Origin of the sequence: Paenibacillus sp. FSL E2-8871, from assembly GCF_038000345.1 — a bacterium.
In the GTDB taxonomy this organism is placed as follows: Bacteria; Bacillota; Bacilli; order Paenibacillales; family Paenibacillaceae; genus Paenibacillus_AQ.
Genome location: NZ_JBBOBV010000001.1, coordinates 6,824,016 through 6,846,465 on the forward strand (window position 1 = coordinate 6,824,016; position 22,450 = coordinate 6,846,465).

19 protein-coding genes are annotated in these 22,450 nt (G+C 41.9%); 17 read left to right on the forward strand and 2 right to left on the reverse strand.

Going from position 1 to position 22,450, the window contains the following annotated elements; genetic code table 11:
• Window positions 1–38: 38 nt before the first annotated feature.
• The 13 genes from NYE25_RS30505 to ptsP all read left to right on the forward strand — a co-directional run bounded on the left by NYE25_RS30505 (window position 39) and on the right by ptsP (window position 14,093).
• Window positions 39–1,949, forward strand: a complete 1,911-nt coding sequence (locus NYE25_RS30505) for a beta-N-acetylhexosaminidase (RefSeq protein WP_341147620.1) — start codon at window positions 39–41, stop codon at window positions 1,947–1,949.
• Window positions 1,950–2,365: 416 nt separating this feature from the next.
• Entirely contained in the window at window positions 2,366–3,718 is a 1,353-nt protein-coding gene (locus NYE25_RS30510; RefSeq protein WP_341147621.1) for an extracellular solute-binding protein, read from the forward strand.
• Window positions 3,719–3,751: 33 nt separating this feature from the next.
• Window positions 3,752–4,636, forward strand: coding sequence for a carbohydrate ABC transporter permease (locus tag NYE25_RS30515; RefSeq protein WP_339270003.1), 885 nt, complete (start codon window positions 3,752–3,754; stop codon window positions 4,634–4,636).
• A complete protein-coding gene (locus tag NYE25_RS30520) occupies window positions 4,636–5,466 on the forward strand; it encodes a carbohydrate ABC transporter permease (protein WP_341147622.1) in 831 nt (276 codons plus the stop codon). The genes NYE25_RS30515 and NYE25_RS30520 overlap by 1 nt, the downstream gene beginning before the upstream one ends.
• 169 nt (window positions 5,467–5,635) lie before the next feature.
• Window positions 5,636–6,559 carry a GntR family transcriptional regulator YhfZ gene (yhfZ, locus tag NYE25_RS30525; RefSeq protein WP_341147623.1) on the forward strand — a complete coding sequence of 308 codons (924 nt, stop codon included), beginning with the start codon at window positions 5,636–5,638 and terminating at the stop codon, window positions 6,557–6,559.
• Between the two features lie 30 nt (window positions 6,560–6,589).
• Window positions 6,590–6,949 carry a PRD domain-containing protein gene (locus tag NYE25_RS30530; protein WP_341147624.1) on the forward strand — a complete coding sequence of 120 codons (360 nt, stop codon included), beginning with the start codon at window positions 6,590–6,592 and terminating at the stop codon, window positions 6,947–6,949.
• Window positions 6,949–7,314: a DUF2620 domain-containing protein gene (locus NYE25_RS30535; RefSeq protein WP_341147625.1), complete on the forward strand. Its 366-nt coding sequence runs from the start codon at window positions 6,949–6,951 to the stop codon at window positions 7,312–7,314. The genes NYE25_RS30530 and NYE25_RS30535 overlap by 1 nt, the downstream gene beginning before the upstream one ends.
• 31 nt (window positions 7,315–7,345) lie before the next feature.
• Entirely contained in the window at window positions 7,346–8,695 is a 1,350-nt protein-coding gene (locus tag NYE25_RS30540) for a YhfT family protein (RefSeq protein WP_341147626.1), read from the forward strand.
• A gap of 18 nt (window positions 8,696–8,713) precedes the next feature.
• Entirely contained in the window at window positions 8,714–9,619 is a 906-nt protein-coding gene (locus NYE25_RS30545; RefSeq protein ID WP_341147627.1) for a phosphotriesterase family protein, read from the forward strand.
• A gap of 41 nt (window positions 9,620–9,660) precedes the next feature.
• Window positions 9,661–10,830, forward strand: a complete 1,170-nt coding sequence (locus NYE25_RS30550; protein ID WP_339270015.1) for a YhfX family PLP-dependent enzyme — start codon at window positions 9,661–9,663, stop codon at window positions 10,828–10,830.
• Complete coding sequence (locus NYE25_RS30555) at window positions 10,830–12,047, forward strand: phosphopentomutase (RefSeq protein WP_341147628.1); 1,218 nt, start codon at window positions 10,830–10,832, stop codon at window positions 12,045–12,047. The genes NYE25_RS30550 and NYE25_RS30555 overlap by 1 nt, the downstream gene beginning before the upstream one ends.
• 18 nt (window positions 12,048–12,065) lie before the next feature.
• Complete coding sequence (locus NYE25_RS30560; RefSeq protein ID WP_341147629.1) at window positions 12,066–12,323, forward strand: HPr family phosphocarrier protein; 258 nt, start codon at window positions 12,066–12,068, stop codon at window positions 12,321–12,323.
• A 33-nt stretch (window positions 12,324–12,356) separates the two neighbouring features.
• On the forward strand, window positions 12,357–14,093 hold the full coding sequence (ptsP, locus tag NYE25_RS30565) for a phosphoenolpyruvate--protein phosphotransferase (RefSeq protein ID WP_341147630.1): 1,737 nt from the start codon (window positions 12,357–12,359) through the stop codon (window positions 14,091–14,093).
• A 98-nt stretch (window positions 14,094–14,191) separates the two neighbouring features.
• On the opposite strand, the gene NYE25_RS30570 is transcribed toward ptsP, so the two are convergent.
• Both NYE25_RS30570 and NYE25_RS30575 read right to left on the reverse strand, forming a co-directional pair.
• Window positions 14,192–15,394, reverse strand: a complete 1,203-nt coding sequence (locus NYE25_RS30570) for an MFS transporter (RefSeq protein ID WP_341053496.1) — start codon at window positions 15,392–15,394, stop codon at window positions 14,192–14,194.
• 24 nt (window positions 15,395–15,418) lie between these two features.
• Window positions 15,419–16,000, reverse strand: coding sequence for a TetR/AcrR family transcriptional regulator (locus NYE25_RS30575; RefSeq protein WP_094871492.1), 582 nt, complete (start codon window positions 15,998–16,000; stop codon window positions 15,419–15,421).
• Between the two features lie 353 nt (window positions 16,001–16,353).
• Between NYE25_RS30575 and NYE25_RS30580 the strand changes: the two genes are divergently transcribed.
• The 4 genes from NYE25_RS30580 (at window position 16,354) to NYE25_RS30595 (ending at window position 22,339) form a co-directional block, all read left to right on the forward strand.
• A complete protein-coding gene (locus tag NYE25_RS30580) occupies window positions 16,354–18,153 on the forward strand; it encodes a cache domain-containing sensor histidine kinase (RefSeq protein WP_341147631.1) in 1,800 nt (599 codons plus the stop codon).
• 118 nt (window positions 18,154–18,271) lie between these two features.
• Entirely contained in the window at window positions 18,272–19,567 is a 1,296-nt protein-coding gene (locus tag NYE25_RS30585; protein WP_143759572.1) for an ABC transporter substrate-binding protein, read from the forward strand.
• Between the two features lie 27 nt (window positions 19,568–19,594).
• Window positions 19,595–21,226 (forward strand): response regulator transcription factor, encoded by a 1,632-nt coding sequence (locus NYE25_RS30590; protein WP_341147632.1) that lies wholly within the window; start codon window positions 19,595–19,597, stop codon window positions 21,224–21,226.
• 99 nt (window positions 21,227–21,325) lie between these two features.
• Window positions 21,326–22,339, forward strand: coding sequence for an S-layer homology domain-containing protein (locus NYE25_RS30595; protein ID WP_341147633.1), 1,014 nt, complete (start codon window positions 21,326–21,328; stop codon window positions 22,337–22,339).
• Window positions 22,340–22,450 lie beyond the last annotated feature (111 nt).

The following is a 22,450-nucleotide window of genomic DNA, read 5'->3' on the forward strand; positions in this document are numbered from 1 at the left end:
AATTTTATATATATTTCATTTTTGTGGAGGGATTGATAGTGAAGTTACATTTTATAGGAGAATTGAGCGAGCTTCAATCAGGGCTTCAGTTGCTGCTTGCCGAACTTAAGTCAGAATGGTCGGAGGATGGAATTCCCGTTTTAATAGAACCGTCTTCAGGAGAACTGGAAGTTGGTTATGATGGTAAAAGCGCTTATATTCGTTATAGTGTTAAACATCAGTTCTTCCGCGGCTTGGGACTGTTGATTCAGAAGATTAGTGGCGGAGAGCAATTTCAAATTACAGAGCAACAACAATTCGATGCGATCGGTCCGATGTTTGATTTATCGCGCAATGGAGTGCTGACCGTTGAAAGCTTCAAGTTTATGCTGCGCAAAATGGCGCTGATGGGCTTGAATAGCGTCATGCTCTATTTGGAAGACACTTACGAGATAGAAGGCGAGCCTTATTTCGGCTATATGCGCGGCCGTTACTCGGCGGCGGAGTTGAAGGAAATCGACGATTACGCCGATCAATTTGGCATTGAAGCGTTTCCGAGCATTCAGACACTGGCTCATTTGGAGGAGTTTTTGAAATGGGAGCCGGTAAAGGAATATAAAGATACAAAAGGCGCGTTGCTAGTTGGAGCGGAGAAGACCGATCGTCTGGTCGAAAATATGATTGTCAGCATTAGCGCGCCATTCCGCAGCCGGAAAATCCACATCGGCATGGATGAAGCGGAAGAGCTTGGACGCGGTAAATTTTTGGATCGCAATGGATATATGAACCGTTTTGATATCATGACAGGCCATCTGGAGCGGGTGCTGGCAGTAACTCGACGGTTAGGGTTGAAACCGATGATGTGGAGCGATATGTTCCTGAAGCTGGCTTCAGCTAACGGTGAAGATTATTATGGCCATGAGACGCAAATATCAGAGGATATGTCGAGCCGCATTCCTAAGGACATAGATATGGTTTACTGGGACTATAACCACGTCGAGGAGAAGGACTACGAAACATTGATCGCAAAACACCGGCCGCTCGGCAATAATCTTATTTTTGCGGGTGCTGTGTGGGTATTCAATACGTTCGGCGTCAATTACGGGCTATCCTTGCCGGCGACCGATGCAGCGCTGACGGTATGCAAGAAGGAAGGTATTCGGGAAGTTTATGCGACGATGTGGGGTGACGACGGAATGGAGAGCAATCCGTACATCGCTTTGCTCGGCTTGCAGTTTTATGCGGAGCATGCTTATTCTTCATCGACGCCGACTGACAAGGCGCTGGCCGAGCGCGTTCGGTTCTGCACCGGCATCGAGGCGGATGCTTACATGGGGCTGAAGTATTTGGACGAGACACCGGGAGCTGCACCAAATAATCAGAAGCAGAGCAATCCGTCTAAGTTTCTGTTGTATCAGGATGTACTGCTGGGGCTGTTCGACAAACAGATTGATGGGCTAGATATGGCGGCTCATTATGCATGGGTGGAAGGCGAAATTGCTAGCCGCAGAAAAGCTGAGGCAGAGCTAGATTACTTGTTCGAGGTGCCGCAAAAGCTGTGTGCGGTGCTGAAGCAGAAGAGCGAAATCGGTCTTGAGCTGAAGCGGGCTTATGATAGTGGAGACAAGGCAGTGCTTAGGCGGATTGCAGAGGATGTTTTGCCCGAAATCTCGCTGGGTGTGCAAAATCTTCGCGCCGCACACCGGAAGCAATGGCTATCGATGTTCAAACCGTTCGGCTGGGAGGTGCTCGATATTCGTTACGGCGGCGTTGTAAGCCGGCTGGATACAGCGAGCATGAGGCTGTTAGAATATGCGGACGGAAAGCTCGAACGGATCGAGGAGCTGGAGCAGGAACGATTGTTGTATAGCACGACGAACCGTTTCACCGACAAAGGTGCAGGCTGGTGCAGCTATTATTACCGTATGGCGTCACCTAACGTCTTTTTCCATGTGATCAATCCATTCTAGGTTGAGGAATTATAGAATAAGAAGATAGATAGAGGACAGCTGATTGAGGCTGTCCTATTATTTTTAGATTTGATCTTAACATTAGTATTCTCAAGGAGATTGAAATCAATTGTTATTAAATTCATTGAAATCTGCGATTTACAATTAGAAAAAAGAATGGTATTATTTCCTTGAGTCAAAATACAAAAAAAAATATATTCAAAAAGCTGTAAAGCAACACATTGGATTGCAGTAAGTTAGTTGATTAACAAGTTAGTTGGGGGAAAATTTATGACCCAATATACAAATTAATGTATTTTGAGGTCGAGAGAAAAGGGGGCAATATTGTAAGCGCTACCTAGTACGAATCTGTGGAGCGCACAATGAAATTATTGAAATCATAGCTACATATTCGATTAATGGGGAGTTGTGAAAAAATGAAAAAGCAATCATTGTTATTGGCTATTACAACACTGGTGGCGCTAGCGGGTTGTTCGGAGAAAAATGCAGAGACGACGGAGAAAACAAGCCCTGCCGCTTCTTCAACTACTGAAGTAAGTAAGCCCGCTTCATCAGACCCATTCAAGATGGTACTTCGTCATATTCACATTCGTGAAACTGCGCTACCAACCTTGAAGCTGCTTGAGGAAGTTGTACAAAAGACAGAAGAAGAAGTTCCAGGCTTGAAGTTCACACTTGATGGCGTTGAAGATACGGTGAACCGAAATGTAAAGCTGAAGGCAGAGATGGCAAGCGGAACTCAACCCCCGATTTTCAGTTTGTTCGGTGGTGCTGATACTCAGAACTACTCAAAAGCAGGTCGTTTATTAGCGCTTAATGACATCATGGCTGAGGTGGGAATTCAGGATAGCTTTTTCGATCTTCGTGAATTCACAGTGGATGGGAAAATCTATGGCTTGCCTGAATCCGGCTACATCGAAGGTTTCTTTTATAATAAGAAGCTGTTTGCAGATGCAGGTGTAGAAGTACCAACGACTTGGGATGATCTACTTGTTGCAATGGAAAAGCTGAAAGCCAAAGGAATTACCCCGCTTGCAATGGGTGCTGGTGGTGGTGATGGTTGGGTGGCGAACATGCTTGTGAACAATCTGATGATTGCACTTGGTGGGCCTAGTCTTCAAGAAGGTTTTGCATCTGGAGCTACGAAATGGACGGATCCTGCAGTAGTTGAAACGTTCAAACGAGTTGCTGATTTAGTTGATAAAAAATATATTGATCCGAACGTGCTTGGATTGGCTTTTGCTGAAGGTCAAGCTACTTTCTATACTGGTAAAGCGGCAATGCTCTTTGATGGTAGCTGGGCTGTAAATGCGATAATTGGTGACACATCAGTGGTTAAAGACTCCACAGGATTCTTCCGTTTCCCTGATGTAGGTGGTGCAGGTGATGGATATATCAATGGTGGCTGGTCGAATGGTTATGGATTCTCTGCGGATCTGAAAGATAACGAATTGCAAGCGGTAAAAGCATTTATTAAGAACTTCTATACGTTAGACAATCAAGCGCGCATCCTCGGGGAAACCAACCAAATTCCTGCAATGAAAGGGATTACGGAGGTAAAAGGTGCTAGTGAATTGATTACGATGATTGGTAAACAACAAGGTTCAGCCAAAGGCGCTTACCCAGCTTTTGACGCATTTGTACAAACGAGTGTAAAGGTAGAATTAGAAACGATTGTTCAAGAATTGTTAGGTGGAAAAATCAAACCTGAAGCAGCAGCAGAGCGTATGCAAAAAGCGCAAGAAAGCGCGAATGCAGAAGGTAAGTGATTTTAGTATAAAGCCTACTACAGGAGATATGACATGAGCAAAATCTATAAGAATTATACAGCTTACTTTATATTCGTAGTGCCGGCGTTATTGTTGTACATTACTTTTTATCTGATACCGTTATTTAATTCCTTGCGTTATTCCTTTACGGACTGGAATGGTATCAATGATCCTGTGTACACTGGATTTGGGAATTTTGCAAAAGCGTTAGCGGATGAGAAGTTCTGGGTGGCCTTTAAGAATAACGCTTACTTTGTGGGCTTCTCAGTGTTCATTCAAGTCCCACTAATCATTTTCATTTCTATTATAGTAAGTGGGGTCAAGCGGTTTCTAGGTTTTTACAAGCTGACTGTGTTCTTGCCAAGTATTTTATCAACAGCTTCGGTCTCCATCATCTGGAAGTTTATTTATGCGCCGGAAGCAGGCTTATTGAACCAAGTACTTCGCACAATAGGACTGGATTCATGGGTGAAAATATGGCTTGGAGATGAGGCATACGCGATATTTGCGGTGCTTGTAACGAATGGGTGGCAATGGACTGGGTTTTATATCGTTCTAATCCTAGCAGCCATATTTGCAATCTCCAAAGAAGTTCTGGAAGCTGGGGAAATTGACGGTGCTACGGGATGGACCAAAGCAAGATTACTAACGATCCCTTTAATTCGACCAGTCATCGGTGTAACGCTATTACTATCTGTTACGGGAGCCATGAAAGCACTTGATATTGTACTTATTATGACCAAAGGTGGTCCGTTCGGTAGTACCGAATTGATGGCGACCTATATGTACAAACAAGCTTACAGTATGAATGATTTTGGTTACGCAAACGCAATAGCAATCGTAATTACCCTATTTACAGCGCTAGTGACACTAGGACTTCATTTCTTTAACAATCGGTCGAAGGAGGATGCATACTAATGAACAATAAGCCTAAACGCCGCATTCTCCCTCATGTAATACTCATGGCTTATGTTCTTTCGGTACTGTATCCTTTATGGTTTGTAGTTGTCTCATCTATGAAAAATAATACCGAAATGTTTAATGATCCATGGGGACTACCGCCGAGCTGGAACCTTACTAATTATGCTAGTGTATTATCCAACTCGCTAGTCATACACAATTTTATGAACAGTATGTTTATTGGGTTAATTGCGACAGTTACTACGATCCTCCTGTCAACAGCCATTGCCTATGCGCTAACTAGAATGAAGTTCAAAAGCTTAAACCGGATTGTATATGGATTACTATTGTTATCCTTGTTAATCCCACCTGCTTCATTACTTATACCGTTGTATACCATGATTCAGGAGCTTGGACTCTATAATACTTATTTTGCGCTAATTATCCCTTATGCTGCATTCGGTATACCGCTTACCGTGTTTGTTGTGAGTGCATTTTTGAAGTCGATCCCTCTGGAGCTAGAGGAAGCGGGTGTAATGGATGGCCTGACCACCTATGGTATCTTGCTGCGAGTCATTATTCCACTTACAATGCCAACATTAGTAACTGTATTTATTCTCAATTTCATTAACAACTGGAATGAATACATTATGGCGAGCTTATTCTTGTCCAGTCAGGAGCTACGTACGATGCCTGTTGCAGTAGTTGCCTTTGCAGATAAGTTCAACATGAACTACGGCGCACTGACAGCATCGATTGCAATAAGCATCTTCCCGGTCATTCTGATGTACGCCTTCTTCCAAAAGAGTATTATCGAAGGCGTAACAGCAGGAAGCGTGAAGGGTTAATTTAGTAACATTTATTAAAAAGCATAAGCATTGGCTCTATCGAATCTCCGTATGGACGTAGTCTTTACATCATTCCTTGAGCTCTTGTATAATTGATCCATCAACCAAAATACAAAATTTTGTACTTTTGAATATGAACTTCTAGTGATCGAATTGGAGCGAGGTTAAAATGATGAAAGATAAATTGTACCAAAAAAGCGGAGTGGTCATTATGCATCTAGCTAGGGTGTTTATGACTAAGAAAAAGGGCGATCGGATTGAAACGGTATCGGAGTATGAGAAGGAGCTTGGCTATGCTCGGGGAACGATCCAGAATGCACTTTCTGTATTGAAAACAGAAGGTGCAGTTACGCTCGAGAGTAGAGGGCATGTAGGTACCTTTGTAAAAGAGATCGATTATAAGCTTGTTTGGATGTTCACGGGAATTGATTTTGTGATGGGAGCTATGCCGCTTCCATATTCCAAATTATACGAAGGCTTTGCAACAGGTCTATATAAATCAGCCGAAAAGCATAGTGGGGATTTAAACATGGCGTATGTTCGGGGAGCGAGTGTACGGATTCAAATGCTGCTTAAAGGCGCATATGATTTTGTCGTCGTTTCCCGGCTTGCTGCCAATCAGGCTATTGCTGAGGGATTGGAGCTAGAAATAGGACTATATTTTGGGCCAAAAACGTATTTGTCTGAGCATGTCATCTTGTTCGCAGACAGCACGAAGCAAATCATCGAGGATGGAATGACCATTGGGCTCGATCCAAAATCGATTGACCAATCTTATATTACGAAGGCATTGTGCGAAGGAAAGCATGTGAAGCTGCTAGAGATGCCATATAACCAAATCGTTCAAAGTATTCAATCCAATAAAATAGACGCTGGTGTATGGAACCTGGATGAAATTAAGGAAAAGGAATTACAGATTTCCTACCAAAGCATATCGAATAATGCAGCATTCATCGAGACTTCTGAGGCCGTTATATTGACTGCCAAGAATAACAAAGGGATCAATAATATTTTAAAAGAATTGATCCAATCGGATATTGTACTCGACTACCAGCGCAAGGTAGTGAACATTGAAATTGATCCTAGCTACTAATATTAACTAATGGATGGGGAGACAGATGACATGTCACTTAATGATCGAATAGAGCTATTATTTGAATCTGAACAAGTGGATCGTGATACCTTTGAGCAGACTCCAAATGTATTAAAGAAGGTAGAAGAGTTTCTGGAGCTTAAGCTTGAAGAGGAGAATGCGGGGTCTTTTACCTCTCACCTCATGAAAGCTATTCAGCGGATAAAGACGAATGAAGCTGTACAGACATGTTCGACAGCATTAGTACAGCAAGCCTTAGCTAAACCTGAGGTCTATGAATTTTCATTAGAACTCTTGGCTCCCTTTAATATTCATAACTCTAATTTAGATGTTGAGGCAGCATTTATTGCCTCTTATCTACTCTCACTGACGGATGAGGAGGAAGTTTAATGATACGCATTGTTATAGCAGGATTGCAGAAGGATCGGATTAAGAAAAGTGTTTTAGAAGCAGGTGGAGAACGCGTAGAAGCATTGATAACCACGGATATGGATGCTGCCAAAAGAGTGAAGACTGGTCAAGCTGATTATTATATCGGAGCATGTAATTCAGGTGGAGGTGCTGCTCTATCCATCGCAATTGGACTTCTTGGTTATAGCAAGTGCGCTACGGTTGCTAAGAGTGGGGGCAAACCTGATCCGCTCAAGATCGAAGCACTTGTCAACAGCGGTACAATTGCTTTTGGAATCGCTGAAGAAAGTATTGAAACGGCTGTTACCTTTATCGTTGAAAGCTTGCTTAAGAAACATCCGTAATCTAGCAAGCATACTAATTTTTACAAAGGGGATGGGGAAGATCGACTGGAATAGCTTACATCTCATACAACCTTTGACTATTATGCAGTTTATTGTTGTGATGTGCTTAACGGCACTAACGGCGCTTGCTGCTCATTTAGGAAAGGCTGTATTTCATGACGGTATCCGTCCTATTCTGACTGAAGTCATCGAAGCCCGGATGAACCGGCGTGAGCTAGTCTCTATTGCTAGTGGATTAAGCTTTGGTTTCATTGTTTCCGTCGGAATTTCATTTGCCTTCTCATTTCAGATGTTGAACCCGTGGCTGTTATTTCTACCAACTGATATTTTGGGTATCCTTGCAACCCGTTGGTGGATCGCACTAGTGTTAGGTGCTGCTTGGGGAGCTACTGCATTGTTTGGGCTTGCAGGTGTTCTGTCGCTTGCGACCATGCTGCCCATCGATATAATTGATCCGCTCAGTCAGCTAAATGTGGGATTCTTGGTTGCCGTTGCCGTTTTTCCTTTGGTTGCGATTATGAATCAATTCGGTTGGAAAAGGGCATTATCCAGTGCTGTTATTGTACTGGTCACTCGCCAATCGCTAGCATTATATACCGATAGCGGAATCTTCATTCAAGTAGCCATGACAACGATTGTTTCAGTACTTCTTCTACTGGGATTTGTATTACATAAAGCCTGGACCCAGCGACGAGATCTGGATGTTGATGAGCAAGAAGAAGAGTTAGAACAGCGTATTCATTTGAAACGGATTGTTAAAGGTCTTCCTTTGTTTATGGCTATTGGAGGTTGTGTGGCAATTGCGACTAATCTTGGCCTATTCACAGGATCGGATGCAGCTATACCTTATTTACAAAATGCTTGGAGCGCTGGCGAAGCAACAACCCGTGGAGGTTGGCTTCAAAGCGCCGCAGTTATAGATATCATACGTTTGCTGAGCTTCATGCCACTAATTGTAACAACAGCATTAGCAACGGGTGTTTACGGGGTCATGGGACTTATGTTTGTTTTGCCAATAGGATACCTATCTCCTAATCCTATGGTTGCTGGTTTATTAGGGGCTGTAGTGGTTTGTCTGGAAATCGCAGCCATAAGTAAGATATCGACGTGCCTCCAGCGGTATCCGATGATACGTGAAACGTCTGATTATTTCCGTTCAGCAATGAATACGATGATTGAAATTGGACTCTTGATTGGTGGTTCTTTGGCTGTATTTCAAATGGAGTCTAGCACGGCAGGATTAGGCTTAATGTTATATATTCTGCTATATGCTGCTAATGAAGGACTGGGACGCCCAGTGATGCGACTTGCTTTTGGGCCTGTTGCCGCAATTGTAGTCGGATTAGCACTAAATATACTTTACTTTACCCATTTGCTATAGATCGAGGGGGAAATAGAATTGAAGCTGCATACTGTTAATGGACTTATAGATGTTATGGGGATTAACAGCACGATGATTCATGAGCATCTTGTGTTTGATTTAACGCATGTTCGTAATGATGCGGACTCTAAGCTGCATAGTAGCGATGTAACAGAAGAGATTGAGGGCTTGCAAGCATCAGGCTGTGATCTAATTGTTGAAGTATCTAATATCGGCATGGGCCGTAATCCACTAGGCATGCTTGAAATCTCGGAGCGAACAGGAATCTCAATTATTGCTTCTACCGGGTTCTATAAAGAGTGCTTTTACCCTTCTTTCGTATTTGAGAGTAGCGCGGAGAGTCTTTCTGAGATCTTCATTCGTGAGCTTGAAGTGGGGATGGATGAAACGTCAATTAAGGCTGGGTTGATTGCTGAAATCGGCAGCAGCTTAAACGAAATAACTGTAGCGGAAGAAGCTGTATTCCATGCAGCGATTATCGCACATCAGGCCACAGGCGCACCGATTAGCACACATTGTGAGATCGGTACGATGGGTAGGCAGCAATTAGCCTTGTTTGAGAAGTACGGAGCTGATCTTAGCAAGGTATCGTTTGGTCATCAAGATTTAAACTTAGATACTAATGAACAAAGAGAGCTCCTACGGAGTGGTGCTTTTATTCAATTCGATACGATCGGCAAAAACAATTATCGTACGGATGAAGATCGTGCGTTGAATTTAGTTCAGCTATTAGAGGATGGCTTCGAGGATCGTTTGATGCTTTCGTGTGATATTACGCGCAAATCGCATTTGCGCCAGCATGGTGGACATGGATATAACCATTTGTATGAAAGTTTTATTCCGAAGTTAAAACAGCATGGTGTAACGGATACCGTGCTTGAGAAAATGCTTAAGGTTAATCCACGCAATTTTTTGAATTTCTAGTAGATCGTGAGGGTTGAAGTCAGAGAATTAAGGAGTTCACTATGTTCCTAGAAAAAACTATAGAGAGAAATGCCGCATTGGTTCATTATGCGATTGAACTGCATCAATCTGGGCAAATTATGCCAGATACATATGTGATAGATTTGGATGCAGTATCAAGCAATGCAAGTGCTATGCTAAAAGAAGCAGATGAGCAGCAAATTAAGCTATTTTTTATGACAAAGCAGCTTGGCAGAAATCCAATTGTCTCGCAGGAGTTAATGAACCTCGGATTCGAGGGAGCCGTTGCTGTTGATTTCCGGGAAGCTGAGACACTGAATGATTTTGGCATTAAATTAGGTCATGTTGGGCATTTGGTGCAAACCCCATCCCGAATGATTGATCAGGTTGTACGCATGAAGCCGTCATGGATGACCGTCTACACGGTGGAAAAAGCGAAAGAAATTAACCAAGCTTGCCGAAAATTAGGATACACTCAAAATGTACTTCTGCGGGTAATCGATCATCAAGACGTCTTATATCAAGGACAATATGGCGGTATTCGTTTAGAAGACTTGCCGATCTGTATGGAGCAATTATTGGGATTGAGCCATATCCGGGTAAGCGGTTTAACTTCATTTCCCTGTTTTCTATATGACGCCAATCTCGAAGATTTCGCTCCGACGACAAATGTGCAGACCATGCACGCAGCCAAACAGCTTTTGGAAGAACGGTATGGCTTGAAGATCGAGCAAATGAATATGCCTTCGGCCACCTGTTCACACAGTATTAAGCTAATAAAAGCTTCTGGAGGAACGCATGGTGAGCCTGGGCATGGTTTACTGGGTACGACACCGATGCATGCGGTTGCGGATTTGGTTGAACGACCTGCGATCGTGTACGTAAGTGAAATCTCCCATACACTGGATCAAATGAGTTATTGTTATGGTGGCGGTTACTATCAACGGACGCTTTTAAAAGAAGCAATTATCGCAGATTCATCAGGCAACCTGCATACTAGTAAAGTACATTCACCATCACTTGATTCTATTGATTATCATTTTGAGCTGGATGGATTATATCCCGTGGGACATTCCGTCATTATGGCTTTCCGTACACAAATTTTTGTTACCCGAAGTGTAGTTGCTATCGTTGAGGGTTTATCTAAGAATCGTCCAAGACTAGTCGGCCTGTATGATAGTTTAGGAAAGCCGATCAAGGGGGCTGACTAATGGGCAGATTTGTCGTTGTTGTACTGGACAGCTTTGGGGTCGGGGCAATGGATGACGTCCATGAAGTTAGGCCACAGGATGTAGGCTCGAATACCTGTAAGCATATTTTGCAGACCGTATCTGATTTATCGCTAATGAACATGTGCAAGCTTGGCTTAATGAATGCGCTAGGTGAAGAGCTTGGCGTTAACAGGTTTAGTAAAGAATCGACATATGGAACAGCTAATCTAACGCATATTGGTGCAGACTCGTTCGCAGGTCATCAGGAAATTATGGGAACAAGACCAAAGCCGCCTCTTCTTCAGCCATTTCGTGAAGTGATTGATCAGGTCTTTCAGGCATTGATTGAAGCGGGGTATTCGGCTAACTATGTAGGTGATGACACGAGAGTACTGGCAGTAAATGAATCTGTTATAGTAGGGGACAATCTCGAGACAGATCTCGGTCAAGTCTTCAATGTGTCAGGCTGTTTAGATGTGATTTCATTCGATGAAATTGTTAACATTGGTCAGGTTGTACGAAGTGTTGTTAAGGTGTCACGGGTGATTGCTTTGGGTGGTGAACAGGTTAGCTTTGACCAGCTGCTACAAGCCCAGAGCGCCAAAATGGACGGTGTTTATGTTGGGATCGACACTCCGAAATCAGGGTTATACAATTCCGGTTATCGTGTTACTCATCTGGGATACGGTGTTGATGCAGCGGTTCAAGTGCCAAGCATTCTCGGAAGAAATGGCATTGAGGTCTCTTTAATTGGAAAAGTGGGAGATATTGTTGAAAATCGAAATGGAAGGAATCTACCGGGAGTTGAAACGGAGCAATTATTTGAGCTTTTGCTACTTGAAGTAAAGCGAATTCGTCACGGCTTTATTTGCCTGAATATTCAGGAGACAGATCTAGCTGGACATGCTCAAAATACACTGCTTTATGCCGATCGCTTACAGGTATCCGATCTTTACATAGGTAAGCTCATCGATCAACTGGAAGCGGATGATGTACTCATCGTAACGGCTGATCATGGCAATGATCCAACAATTGGGCATAGCCATCATACAAGGGAAAAGGTTCCTGTACTTGTATATCATGAGCCTATGCATGAGTGTAATCTCGGACATATGCAAACATTGTCTGACATTGGTGCTACGGTTGCAGATTATTTTAACGTCGAGATACCTGAGAACGGGCAGTCATTTCTATCAAAATTCAAGGTTGTTAATTAGTAAGGAGTGGGAGATATCATGGAAAAAGAGTTCACGATTATTAATCCTGCGGGAATTCATGCGAGACCTGCAAACGCAATTATGGATAAGGCAATAACCTTCACCTGTCGTATTACCCTTCAGAAGGATGCGAAGATGGCTAATGCTAAAAGCATGGTTAGTCTATTGAAGCTTGGCGCGAAGATGGGAGATACGGTGACAGTCATTACGGATGGTGAGGATGAGCTTGAAGCTCTGGCTGCCGTAGGAGAAATTATACAATCTAGTATTGATTAGTAGTGATTATGGGTCACATTAAGGGGATAGCCAATGAACGAGTGGGTAGGAATTGCAGCTTCGAGTGGCTATGCGTTGGGAACGACGTACGTGCTGCCTAGCGCTCTGTATGATACAAGCAGGAGAGGGCTGGAAGCACACGAAATTCTTGCTGAAGTCGGAAGATTCGAAGCAAAGGTAGAGCAGTCGATTAAGGATATTGAGTTATTAAAAAGTGACGCTGTTGCTGATAACAAAGTAGAACAAGCCGCCATTTTCGCAACACATCTCTCTCTTTTACGTGATCCTGAATTTGTGGGAGAGGTTACGCAACGGATTCAAGATGAAGCAAGCAATGCAGAGGCAATACTACATGAAGTGACCGAAGAATTAATTACACTGTTTGAAGCAATGGATAATGAAGTTTTAAAAGAGCGCTGCTCTGATTTGCGGGATGTAAGTGCAAGAATCGGTTCTTATTTAGGGGGGGAAGAAGAGAGGGTTCAAACTGAATTTCCCGAGCCTGTGATTATGATCGGCGTGGACTTGGCACCCTCGCTCACTGCGAAGCTGGATGCAAGCCAAGTTATTGGATTCGCTATAGATATTGGAGGCAAAACCTCACATTCGGCAATTATTGCTCGATCACTAGGTATTCCAGCGGTCGTGGGCTTGAAGGAGATCTCCTTCAGTATTCAAACCGGTGATTTCATCATTATTGATGGTTATCGAGGAACTGTAATAGTGAACCCATCTTTAGAGGTAGTTGAAGCCTATCGATCAATGAAGCATGATGAGGATACAAGGTTAGCACGTTTTGAAAAGTATAGAGAATTGCCTACGGTTACAGCAGACGGAATATTGGTACAACTTGCCATCAATATTGCTCACCCCAAGGATACTATGGCAGTAAAAAAGGTTGGGGCTGAAGGGGTCGGATTGTATCGGACGGAGTTTCTGTTCATGGATAGGAAGGAGATGCCAAGTGAGGAGGAGCAGTATTATGCTTATAAAGCTGCGGTAACAGCGATTGGCGAGCATGATTCTGTTATCATTCGTACACTTGATGTCGGTGGTGATAAGGAGATTCCTTATTTACAGCAATCCAAAGAGTCCAATCCGTTTCTAGGCTATCGTGCGATTCGTATGTGCCTTAGTAGTGGGAATACCGAAATGTTTAAAATGCAATTACGTGCAATTCTACGAGCAAGCGCACATGGTAACGTTAAAATCATGTACCCGATGATCGCAACACTTCAAGAGCTTCGTGCAGCAAACCAGATATTGAAAGAAGCTAAGGCCGAGCTTAATGCATTGGGCGAAAGCTATGATGATACAGTCGAAGTAGGCATTATGATTGAAGTGCCAGCTGCTGCGTTGATTGCCGATCAGCTCTCGAAGGAAGTGGATTTTTTTAGTATTGGTACGAATGATCTTGTTCAGTATACGATGGCTGCAGATCGGATGAACGAGCAGGTTGCTTATCTGACACAGCCACTACATCCAGCGGTTCTTCGGCTGATTGATCAAGTCATTCGAGCTGCTCATGCCCAGAATAAGTGGGTCGGGATGTGCGGAGAAATGGCGGGTCATCCAGTCGCCATACCCATATTGATTGGAATGGGGCTTGATGAATTTAGCATGAGTCCTGCAGCCTTGCTGCCTGCAAGGGAATTGATCTCCAAATTAAATCGTTCTGAAATGGTAGAGCTAGTGCGAGATGTGCTGCAAATGGAATCTGCTGAAGAAATCGAAACTTACGTTAAGAGCAATGTATTGGAATTTGTTTGAATCGTGCATAAACATGAGGAATGAAACAGACCGCCTTTTGGGCGGTCTGTTTCTTTTTCAAATATAAGAATTTATTTGTCCTTGTGAGTGTTCTCACCTTAATTTACCAATCCGCTAGCGGATTGTTTTTCTTTCCATACCATCGTAATTACAAGACCAATAAACATAATGACAGCCGCAAAGAGATATGGATAGTTGATGTTTACATCAAATAATACTCCGCCTAATGCAGGTCCGATGATATTACCAAGGCTAGTATAGGTTGAGTTCATGCCAGCGACAAAGCCTTGCTCTTTTTCAGCCGTTTTTGATAAATAGGTCGTTAGTGCTGGACGGAGTAGGTCAAACGCGAGAAAGATGAAGCAGGTTACTAGCAGAACAGTTAAATAGTTATTGATCATGGTGGAGGCTACAGCTAAGGCTACGCCAGCAATTAAGCAGAGTTGAATGAGCTTTTTTTCACCGAGCTTATCTACCATTTTACCGAATAAAAAGACCTGCACAACCACCCCGAAGATTGAGCTTATTGTAATGATGGTTGCAATATCCCGTGGAGTGAAGCCAAATTTATGATCAGAAAACAGGCTAAACACAGTTTCATATGCCGATAAGCCAAAGGCGAGGACAAACACTATAATAAACGCAATAATATATGCTGGATGAAACGAGCGTTTCAGATCACTGATAAAGTTGGTGTCTTTTTTAAGTTTACTGATTTCCAAAAGCTCCTCTTTGGATAGTGGCTCTTTCAGAATAAATATCGACGAAATACAAGTGATTAAGGCGAAGCCAGCAGCAAAATAGAATGGAGCACGTATACCTAGTTCAGTAATAAATCCTCCGATTCCTGGGCCAATAATAAAACCAATACTAATGGCGGCAGAAACATAACCCATTGCCTTAGGTCTTTCCTCTACTGAGGTGATGTCCGCAACATAGGCAGTGACAGCAGGCATAATGAATGCACCAGCAATCCCTCCAAGAATTCTGGCGATATAAAGAACGGATACATGTGTGCCTAAACCAAAGATTAATTCCGATGCACTGAAGAGCACTAAGCCGATAACGATCATTTTTTTTCTGCCGTAAGTGTCAATCCAACGCCCTGCCAGAGGAGACATGAGTAATTGCGCGAATGCAAATGCTGCTACAAGATACCCCATCGTTTTACCTGACAAATGCATAATGTTCATAAAGGAAGGCATAACAGGGACGATCAGCCCAACGCCTAGAAAAACAATGAATATGTTACTTAGCAGAATGAGTAAGACTGTTTTTTGTTCTTTCAATGGTTTCTTCATGAAGTAATACCTCTCTTTGTAGAATCACAGCTGTGAAATACCTCTCCAAAATACGGTCCATGAGGCATTTAGTTTTTCATTTAAACGGATTTCATTATTGCCATACACAAGCTCTAGCATGATCGAATCAACTACACCTAAAAAGGCAAGCGTTGGGATGGAGGCTGCATCTTCCATGATGACTTTGGCATCGATCCAAGCTTGGAATTTACTTTCAAGTACGGGTTGAATCTTTTTTTCTGTGTCGATTACTTCTTCATCAATCGCTTTAGCAAGATGGGGCGGTGGAAAAAAAGAGATACGCAGCCAAAACTTTAACTGCTCGTTCTTTTGAAACATATCAATGACCAATTGCAGATATCCTAATAAATCCGTTTTAGGATTTTGAGTCCCTACCTTACTCAAATATTGTAGTTTGGATGAGATTTCTGTCTCTTTGGCATCTTGTAGAACTTGCAGAAAAAGATCATCCTTCCCTTTGAAATGGGCATAAAGAGATTGTTTTTTCATCCCGACTTGCTCAGCAATTTGAGACAAAGAAGCCCCCTCATATCCATGAGTTGTGAAACATTTCAAAGCAATGTCTTTAATTTCTTTACTTTTCAAAAAAAATCACCTCGATATTAACGAACGTTCGTCAGTTATACTATCAAATTAAATTATTTTATGCAAATGAATATTGTTTGAAAAGACGATTGACCGAACTAAAAGAGCTGATCCTAAAGTAGAACTTTCTACAATAGTGTCGGCTCTTTTTCATTTTGAATCAGCTCGTAAGCGATGTCGAAAGATGAAAATAAACTCGGATTTATTTGTGAAGTAAATTTGAATGTGTAATATTCTGAGTACTTTTGTCGCCATGCAGGAAGTAGCACAAATTTAAGGGAATATGTTGTTCAATATTCATGGTGAGGTAGAAGTGAGAGGTTATAAGTTATCTTTTAAAGGGGAGGGAACTTATGAGAAAAAATTGGCGGATGTCTAGCACATTAAGGCTTTTTTTTATACTTGTAGTCATTCTGCCGATCATTTTATTCTCCATCATTATTCTAAATATTTATAAGCGAGATATTCTTCAGCAAAATACATCACGATCTCAGCAAACGGCTCAAGCGATCTCCTATTCCGTTAGTCAGGAAATAAGGAGGTTGACGGGACTATTTGCTTCCATCGGTATGGACAGGGATGTGATGGCAAAGCTTTATGAAATTAATCGTAAGAGTGGAGTCGAGAAACAGCAGGCTTACTATGAGCTAAAGGTCTTAATAGAGAAGTACACGGCATCCATCTCAGGACGAGTACTGTCGGTGAACTTCCTATTTAAAGACCATCAATCCTATTCGTACTTAAAGAACTTGAATTTGGATGATTCTTATTTTCGCCAAAAAACGTGGTATGGGCAGGTGCTGAATAATCCCGATAGCGTTCATTTTCTGGGGATGATGCCCAATATTTTATATGGTAACTACAATCCTTACAATATGGTTGCTGCCCTATCTCCAAGTGTAATCAATCCTTTATCCCAGCTAGAAATGATTCTTTTTACGTTTGAGAGTAGTGCCTTTGATCATATCTTGCAGTCACGTGATAATACGGAATCCAGCCTTTTCATCGTCACAGAGGAAGGTCAAATTATCTCATCCAATACCCTTGCCTCTAGAGGGGGGGAATTCCAAATGCACTGGTTCGCAAATCGTGGGCCGGAGGAAAAAGGGTACGTTGTGGATGTTAATGGTGAAGATAGAAATTTGATAACCTACGCCAAGATTGATCAGACCGGATGGTGGCTTGTACAGTCCATTCCATATGCTGATCTAACAGCCAATTATCTTAGTGTGAATTATATCGTCTGGGTGTTTGCATTGATGATCATCTTAGCATTTATTCTTGTTTCATTTTACTTTGTATCTAATGTTACTAAGCCGTTAAATGAGCTTCTCCGGCAAATGGATCTGGTTACTGAAGGTGATTTAAACGCTAAATTTATGAGAACCGGCAGCCTGGAGCTAATTAAGCTTGGGCATTCTTTTAATCATATGACGGAACGTATTCAGGATCTGCTCTACCATCATGAAAGGCAAGAGGTGGAGAAGCGAAAGGCGGAGTTTGCAGCACTTCAGTCGCAGATCAATCCACACTTTTTAATAAATACACTCAATTCAATCAAGTTTATGGCTTTAATCAGTAAAGCAGATAACATACGGAATATGACACATGCGCTAACTCGTCTGCTGGCTTCTTCTTTTAATCGAGGTGGAATTCTGACTACGATTGATGAGGAAATAGATCATTTAAAGAATTATTTGTATATCATGGAGATTCGTTTTGGTAGACCCATTCAAACGAGATGGGAAGTAGATGAGGATTTAGCAGGTTATTTTATATTGAAATTGCTACTACAACCTATTTTAGAAAACAGTATTATTCATGGACTAAAGAATGTTGACTATCCTGGTATCATCGAAATCATAGTGAGCAAACAAGCGGAAGATCTTCTTATAACCATAGCTGATAATGGTGTAGGCATGTTGGATATGGATGCTCAGGAATATGACAGCGATGGTATACGCCATCAGCATTCTTTCAGTGGTATGGGAAACAGTAACGTTAATAAGCGAATTCAGCTACATTACGGGAGGCGTTACGGTTTAAAGTACGAGAAGAATAAACCTCAGGGAACGATAGTATCGATAAGGCTACCGTTGATCGACACGCCGGAGGAAGAGATGCTGGATCAGTTGTTAGGGGAGGGAGGATGAAGCAAAATGCTGCGGAGGATCATAAAAGATCATAGTCCAGAGGGAAAACATCATTCATGTGTAACTTCAGAGGAGGTATGATGGTATAAACTTTTTTCGAAGGCTGTGATTAATAGAAGTGAAAATAATACTTCGTGTGTCCTTAATAGGGATCATTTCTCTTATTTTTGTAGGTGGCTTCTTCTCTTTAAGTAAGTTCAGTCCCAAAGGAGGGGCAATAGAGCAACAACAGGGAAAGGTGAATCTGGATCAACCGATTAAAATAAAATTCGGCATGTGGGAAGCGAAGACAGATATCAAATTTTGGACGGAAAAAGTAAGAGACTACTCTAAAATTAAGCCTAATGTAACGGTTGAAGTAGAGACAATTCCCGATAATAGCGGTCAGTATTTAAAGGTTCGTTTAGCAGCCAATGATTTGCCGGATATTTTTTACCTGAAGCCAGATGACCTACTCACTTACAAAGCAGTGCTTCTTCCACTGGATGGATTAACCGCAGCAAAAAACAATAAATATCCCGCTAGATTAGATCATTCCATTCTTGGTCTACCACTTGTATCCTTCTCTGAATATGTCTATTACCATCCAAGTATCTTTCAAGAGGCCGGCGTAGAGATTCCACAAACGATGGATGAATTTATGGATGTGATGATGAAGATTAAAGCGCATGGAAAATATATTCCAATTGCGATTGGTGGGAAAGAGAATTGGACGTTTTATCCTTTCACTGAGTTCGGACCGCCTCTACTGTCCAAGGATGAGAATTATTTATCTTCAATCGCGCAGACGAAACGCCCTTTCGGAAAAGGTTCTCCTTTCGAGAAAGCAGCAGTGATGATTAAGAAAATAGCAGAGAATGAACTAGCAGGGCCCGATGCACTCAATATTGGTGTGGATCAGGCAACACTGCTGTTTCAAAATAATAAAGCGGCTATGCTTGCACTCGGTCAGTGGTATCTTAGAGATCATTTATCCAAAATGAAGGATGATAAAGATTTAGATGCGTTCACATTGCCCTGGAGAGAGACAACTTCAGAGCGTTTGCAGGCAATCACTATGCCAGATCAATATATGGCGATCAATAAAAATTCCAAGAATACGGAAGAAGTTAAAGCATTTTTGGAGTGGGTATTTAGCCGGGATGTTTACCAAGTGTATATTAATTATTCGCAAAATTCATCGACAGTGATCAATATTGAATCATTCCTGCCGTTCTTCAACAATGTTCAAGAGAAGCACCCCTTTGAGCCGTTTATGTACCTGGGGATCGATGAGAAGTTTGAAAAAGTAAAAAATGCCATACAGTTTGATGAAAAGAAGGCTGCACAAGAAATTTTTTCAGGTGCTGAGGTGTCCGATATTCAAGAAAAATTGAATGATGATTGGGAGATAGCGGTTGAGGCTTTGAGGTAATCCTATAGATCAATTATGGAGGGATTTATGATGAAATTTAAAGCTCTCATTGTTGATGATGAACCATTAGCTAGGTTAGCCCTCCGGGAGTATATATCCATTGCTTCGACCGATTTTGAGATTGCAGGGGAAGCAGGAGATGGTAAGGAGGCATTAAATATGCTGAAAATCCATCCAGATGTGGATCTAGTTCTGGCGGATATTCAAATGCCAAATATGAATGGAGTAGAGCTACTCGAAGCACTGAATAACACTACTTTTTCGAATCAACCATTAACCATCATGCTTAGCGCATACGGAGATTATTCTTTTGTAAGAGATTCCTTTGTGCTCGGCGCCTTTGATTACATTGTTAAAGCCAAGTTAGATGAAACTTATATTGCACCGGTACTGACTAAGACTGTGGATGAATTGAAGCGGCGGCAAAGCTCCTCAAAGACAGTATCAACCTTAGAGGACGTAGAAGCTTCGATCTGTTCCGTTCTGCATCGACTTTGCCTATCGGATTCTTTAGAAGTTACAGATAATGATATAACACCTTCTTTGGAGCTTGTTCGAAAGCATATGGGGGAAAAAAATCTGGAGGTTGCGCTTCTTAGGTTATCAGATACCGTTCAATTTGAAGATTCACACCGTATGATTATGCAGACGATACGAACGGTAACGAATCGAAGTAGAAGTGAAGGGATCTGCAAAGTATGCAGATATGATGACAGACATTATGTTTTGTTCTTCTCTTTTCCAGAGCAATGCAGCATCATCGCCATTCGTAGATTGACAGACATAATCTTGTCTGAGGTGAGCATGAGATTAAAGCAATTTATTAATTTGAAGTTATCTATGGGCATCAGTGATATTGTGGATGGTCATCAGCAGTGGAACCGATTATTCCGCCAAGCTGAACGATTAGCAGGGTTGAGTTTCTACCAGGGGTACAATCGATTATATTATCCGGAAGCTGAAAGGCGTCCATCTATTAAGGAAAGTGACTGGAAAGAAGCATGGTATTTGGCTAGAACCGAAATGCTGAAGTCATTAAGTGATCCGGATTTAATGAAATGGCAGGAGGTCTATGAACACTGCTGTAACTTGTTGATTCAGCGATACCCTTGTTCACCTGAGTTTATCAAATCAGATGTAGTCGATATGACTTGGGAGGCAAGTGCATTAATTTATCAAAAAGGCGTTTCTTGGGAAAAGCTTCATGATAAGCTGCCTTATCCCATCACGGATCATATTTATAAGCAGGAAACCTGGGAGAATACGGTGCATTGGTGCCGACTGTTCTTGGAACATCTGCATCAAAAGCTGCATCCGAAAGATCAACCCAAAGAATGCTTTCTTAGCCCTGTTGTTGCTAAAACGAAAGAGCTCATAGAGAAAAACTTTAACGAAGATGTCCATTTGTCGAATATTAGTCAGATTGTCGGTGTAAGCGAGAGCTATTTAAGCAAACAGTTTTCCAAAGAAATAGGTGTTAATTTCATTCAGTTTCTGACGAATCTGCGAATCGAGAAGGCTAAAAAGGCGCTGGAGAGCGGAATGAAAATATACGAGGTTTCTGAGCAAGTAGGATACGTGAATCCAGAACATTTCAGTCGTATTTTTAAAAAAATCACAGGAATTAGTCCCTTAGCTTATCGCAGAGAGAATGAATAACAAAAATAATCAATGTTGAACAAAATAAATCATGTGTATCCGATTTCAAAATCCATATGATAGGGGGGAGTTAAAATTCACGGGTGAAGGGATGTTCTTATGAGACGCAAACGATTCACATTCGCACTAATCTGTACGTTATGTTCTTCCATGTGGTTGAGTACAGTCCATGCTGAAAAAGTCTCTGACTTCGAGATGCAGACATCAGCTACTGAATCTGCTAATTCTACGTTCACCGTTACATTAAAGGGTAAAGATATTCAAGACTTATACGCATATGAAGCTAAATTTAATTTTGACCCGAAAGTGCTTGAGATTGTAAAAGCAGAAACGAAGATCAAAGGCTTTTCTGTATCTCCAATCGTGAAAAACAATGAAATTACGATAGCCCATACCAAGATCGGAAATGTGAATGGTGAAAAGGGTAATTTGGACATTGCCACGATTACCTTTAAAGCTAAAAGGGCTGGTACAACTGCAGTAAAATGGACCGCATTAAAGGTTCTTGATCGTAATCTGAAAGATCAGGAATTCACCCCGAATCAATCCTCAACATTCACCAAGATTTTCAGCGACATCGTCTCACATTGGGCGAAGCAAGATATCATGGAAATGGTCACTAAAGGAATTGTTGAAGGCATGGATGCCGACAGCTTTGCCCCGAATAATAACATCACTCGTGCACAATTTGCAGCTCTTATAGCCAGGGCATTAGATCTTACAGAAGGTTCTGGAGGTAATCCGTTTACGGATGTGAAATCAGGAGTTTGGTACGAAGATACGGTAAAGAAAGCTTATGCGGCCGGAATTATTAGTGGTTTGTCCAAGACGAAATTTGCTCCGGAAAAAAGCATTACTCGTGAAGAAATGACAACGATGCTGATGCGAGCGAAAGCTTATGCTTCTGGTGTAAAGGTCGATAGTATGGCCTCAGATTCCACCACTACGTTTAAAGATGATAGTAAAATAAGCCCGTGGGCTAAAGCGTCGGTGGGATTTGCCTTGAAATCGGGATTAATGAAAGGTAGAACTCAGACTACATTTGCACCAAAAGAATCTGCTACAAGAGCGGAATCAGCCGCTGTTATCAAGCGATTGTTAAATTCCAAGTAATACAAAAAAACATATAATGACGCACCTTCTTATGGAAGGAGGGCTCATTATGGCCTTGTGATGTCAAAAACATACAATTAAAGGAAATATGTGAATTGATAATGTTCATTC

Coding starts and splice junctions, on each gene's coding strand:
- NYE25_RS30510 (WP_341147621.1), top strand. CDS start 2,366: ATGAAAAAGCAATCATTGTTATTGGCTATTACAACACTGGTGGCGCTA.
- NYE25_RS30515 (WP_339270003.1), top strand. CDS start 3,752: ATGAGCAAAATCTATAAGAATTATACAGCTTACTTTATATTCGTAGTG.
- NYE25_RS30520 (WP_341147622.1), top strand. CDS start 4,636: ATGAACAATAAGCCTAAACGCCGCATTCTCCCTCATGTAATACTCATG.
- yhfZ (WP_341147623.1), top strand. CDS start 5,636: ATGATGAAAGATAAATTGTACCAAAAAAGCGGAGTGGTCATTATGCAT.
- NYE25_RS30530 (WP_341147624.1), top strand. CDS start 6,590: ATGTCACTTAATGATCGAATAGAGCTATTATTTGAATCTGAACAAGTG.
- NYE25_RS30535 (WP_341147625.1), top strand. CDS start 6,949: ATGATACGCATTGTTATAGCAGGATTGCAGAAGGATCGGATTAAGAAA.
- NYE25_RS30540 (WP_341147626.1), top strand. CDS start 7,346: ATGGGGAAGATCGACTGGAATAGCTTACATCTCATACAACCTTTGACT.
- NYE25_RS30550 (WP_339270015.1), top strand. CDS start 9,661: ATGTTCCTAGAAAAAACTATAGAGAGAAATGCCGCATTGGTTCATTAT.
- NYE25_RS30555 (WP_341147628.1), top strand. CDS start 10,830: ATGGGCAGATTTGTCGTTGTTGTACTGGACAGCTTTGGGGTCGGGGCA.
- NYE25_RS30560 (WP_341147629.1), top strand. CDS start 12,066: ATGGAAAAAGAGTTCACGATTATTAATCCTGCGGGAATTCATGCGAGA.
- ptsP (WP_341147630.1), top strand. CDS start 12,357: ATGAACGAGTGGGTAGGAATTGCAGCTTCGAGTGGCTATGCGTTGGGA.
- NYE25_RS30570 (WP_341053496.1), bottom strand. CDS start 15,394: ATGAAGAAACCATTGAAAGAACAAAAAACAGTCTTACTCATTCTGCTA.
- NYE25_RS30580 (WP_341147631.1), top strand. CDS start 16,354: ATGAGAAAAAATTGGCGGATGTCTAGCACATTAAGGCTTTTTTTTATA.
- NYE25_RS30590 (WP_341147632.1), top strand. CDS start 19,595: ATGATGAAATTTAAAGCTCTCATTGTTGATGATGAACCATTAGCTAGG.
- NYE25_RS30595 (WP_341147633.1), top strand. CDS start 21,326: ATGAGACGCAAACGATTCACATTCGCACTAATCTGTACGTTATGTTCT.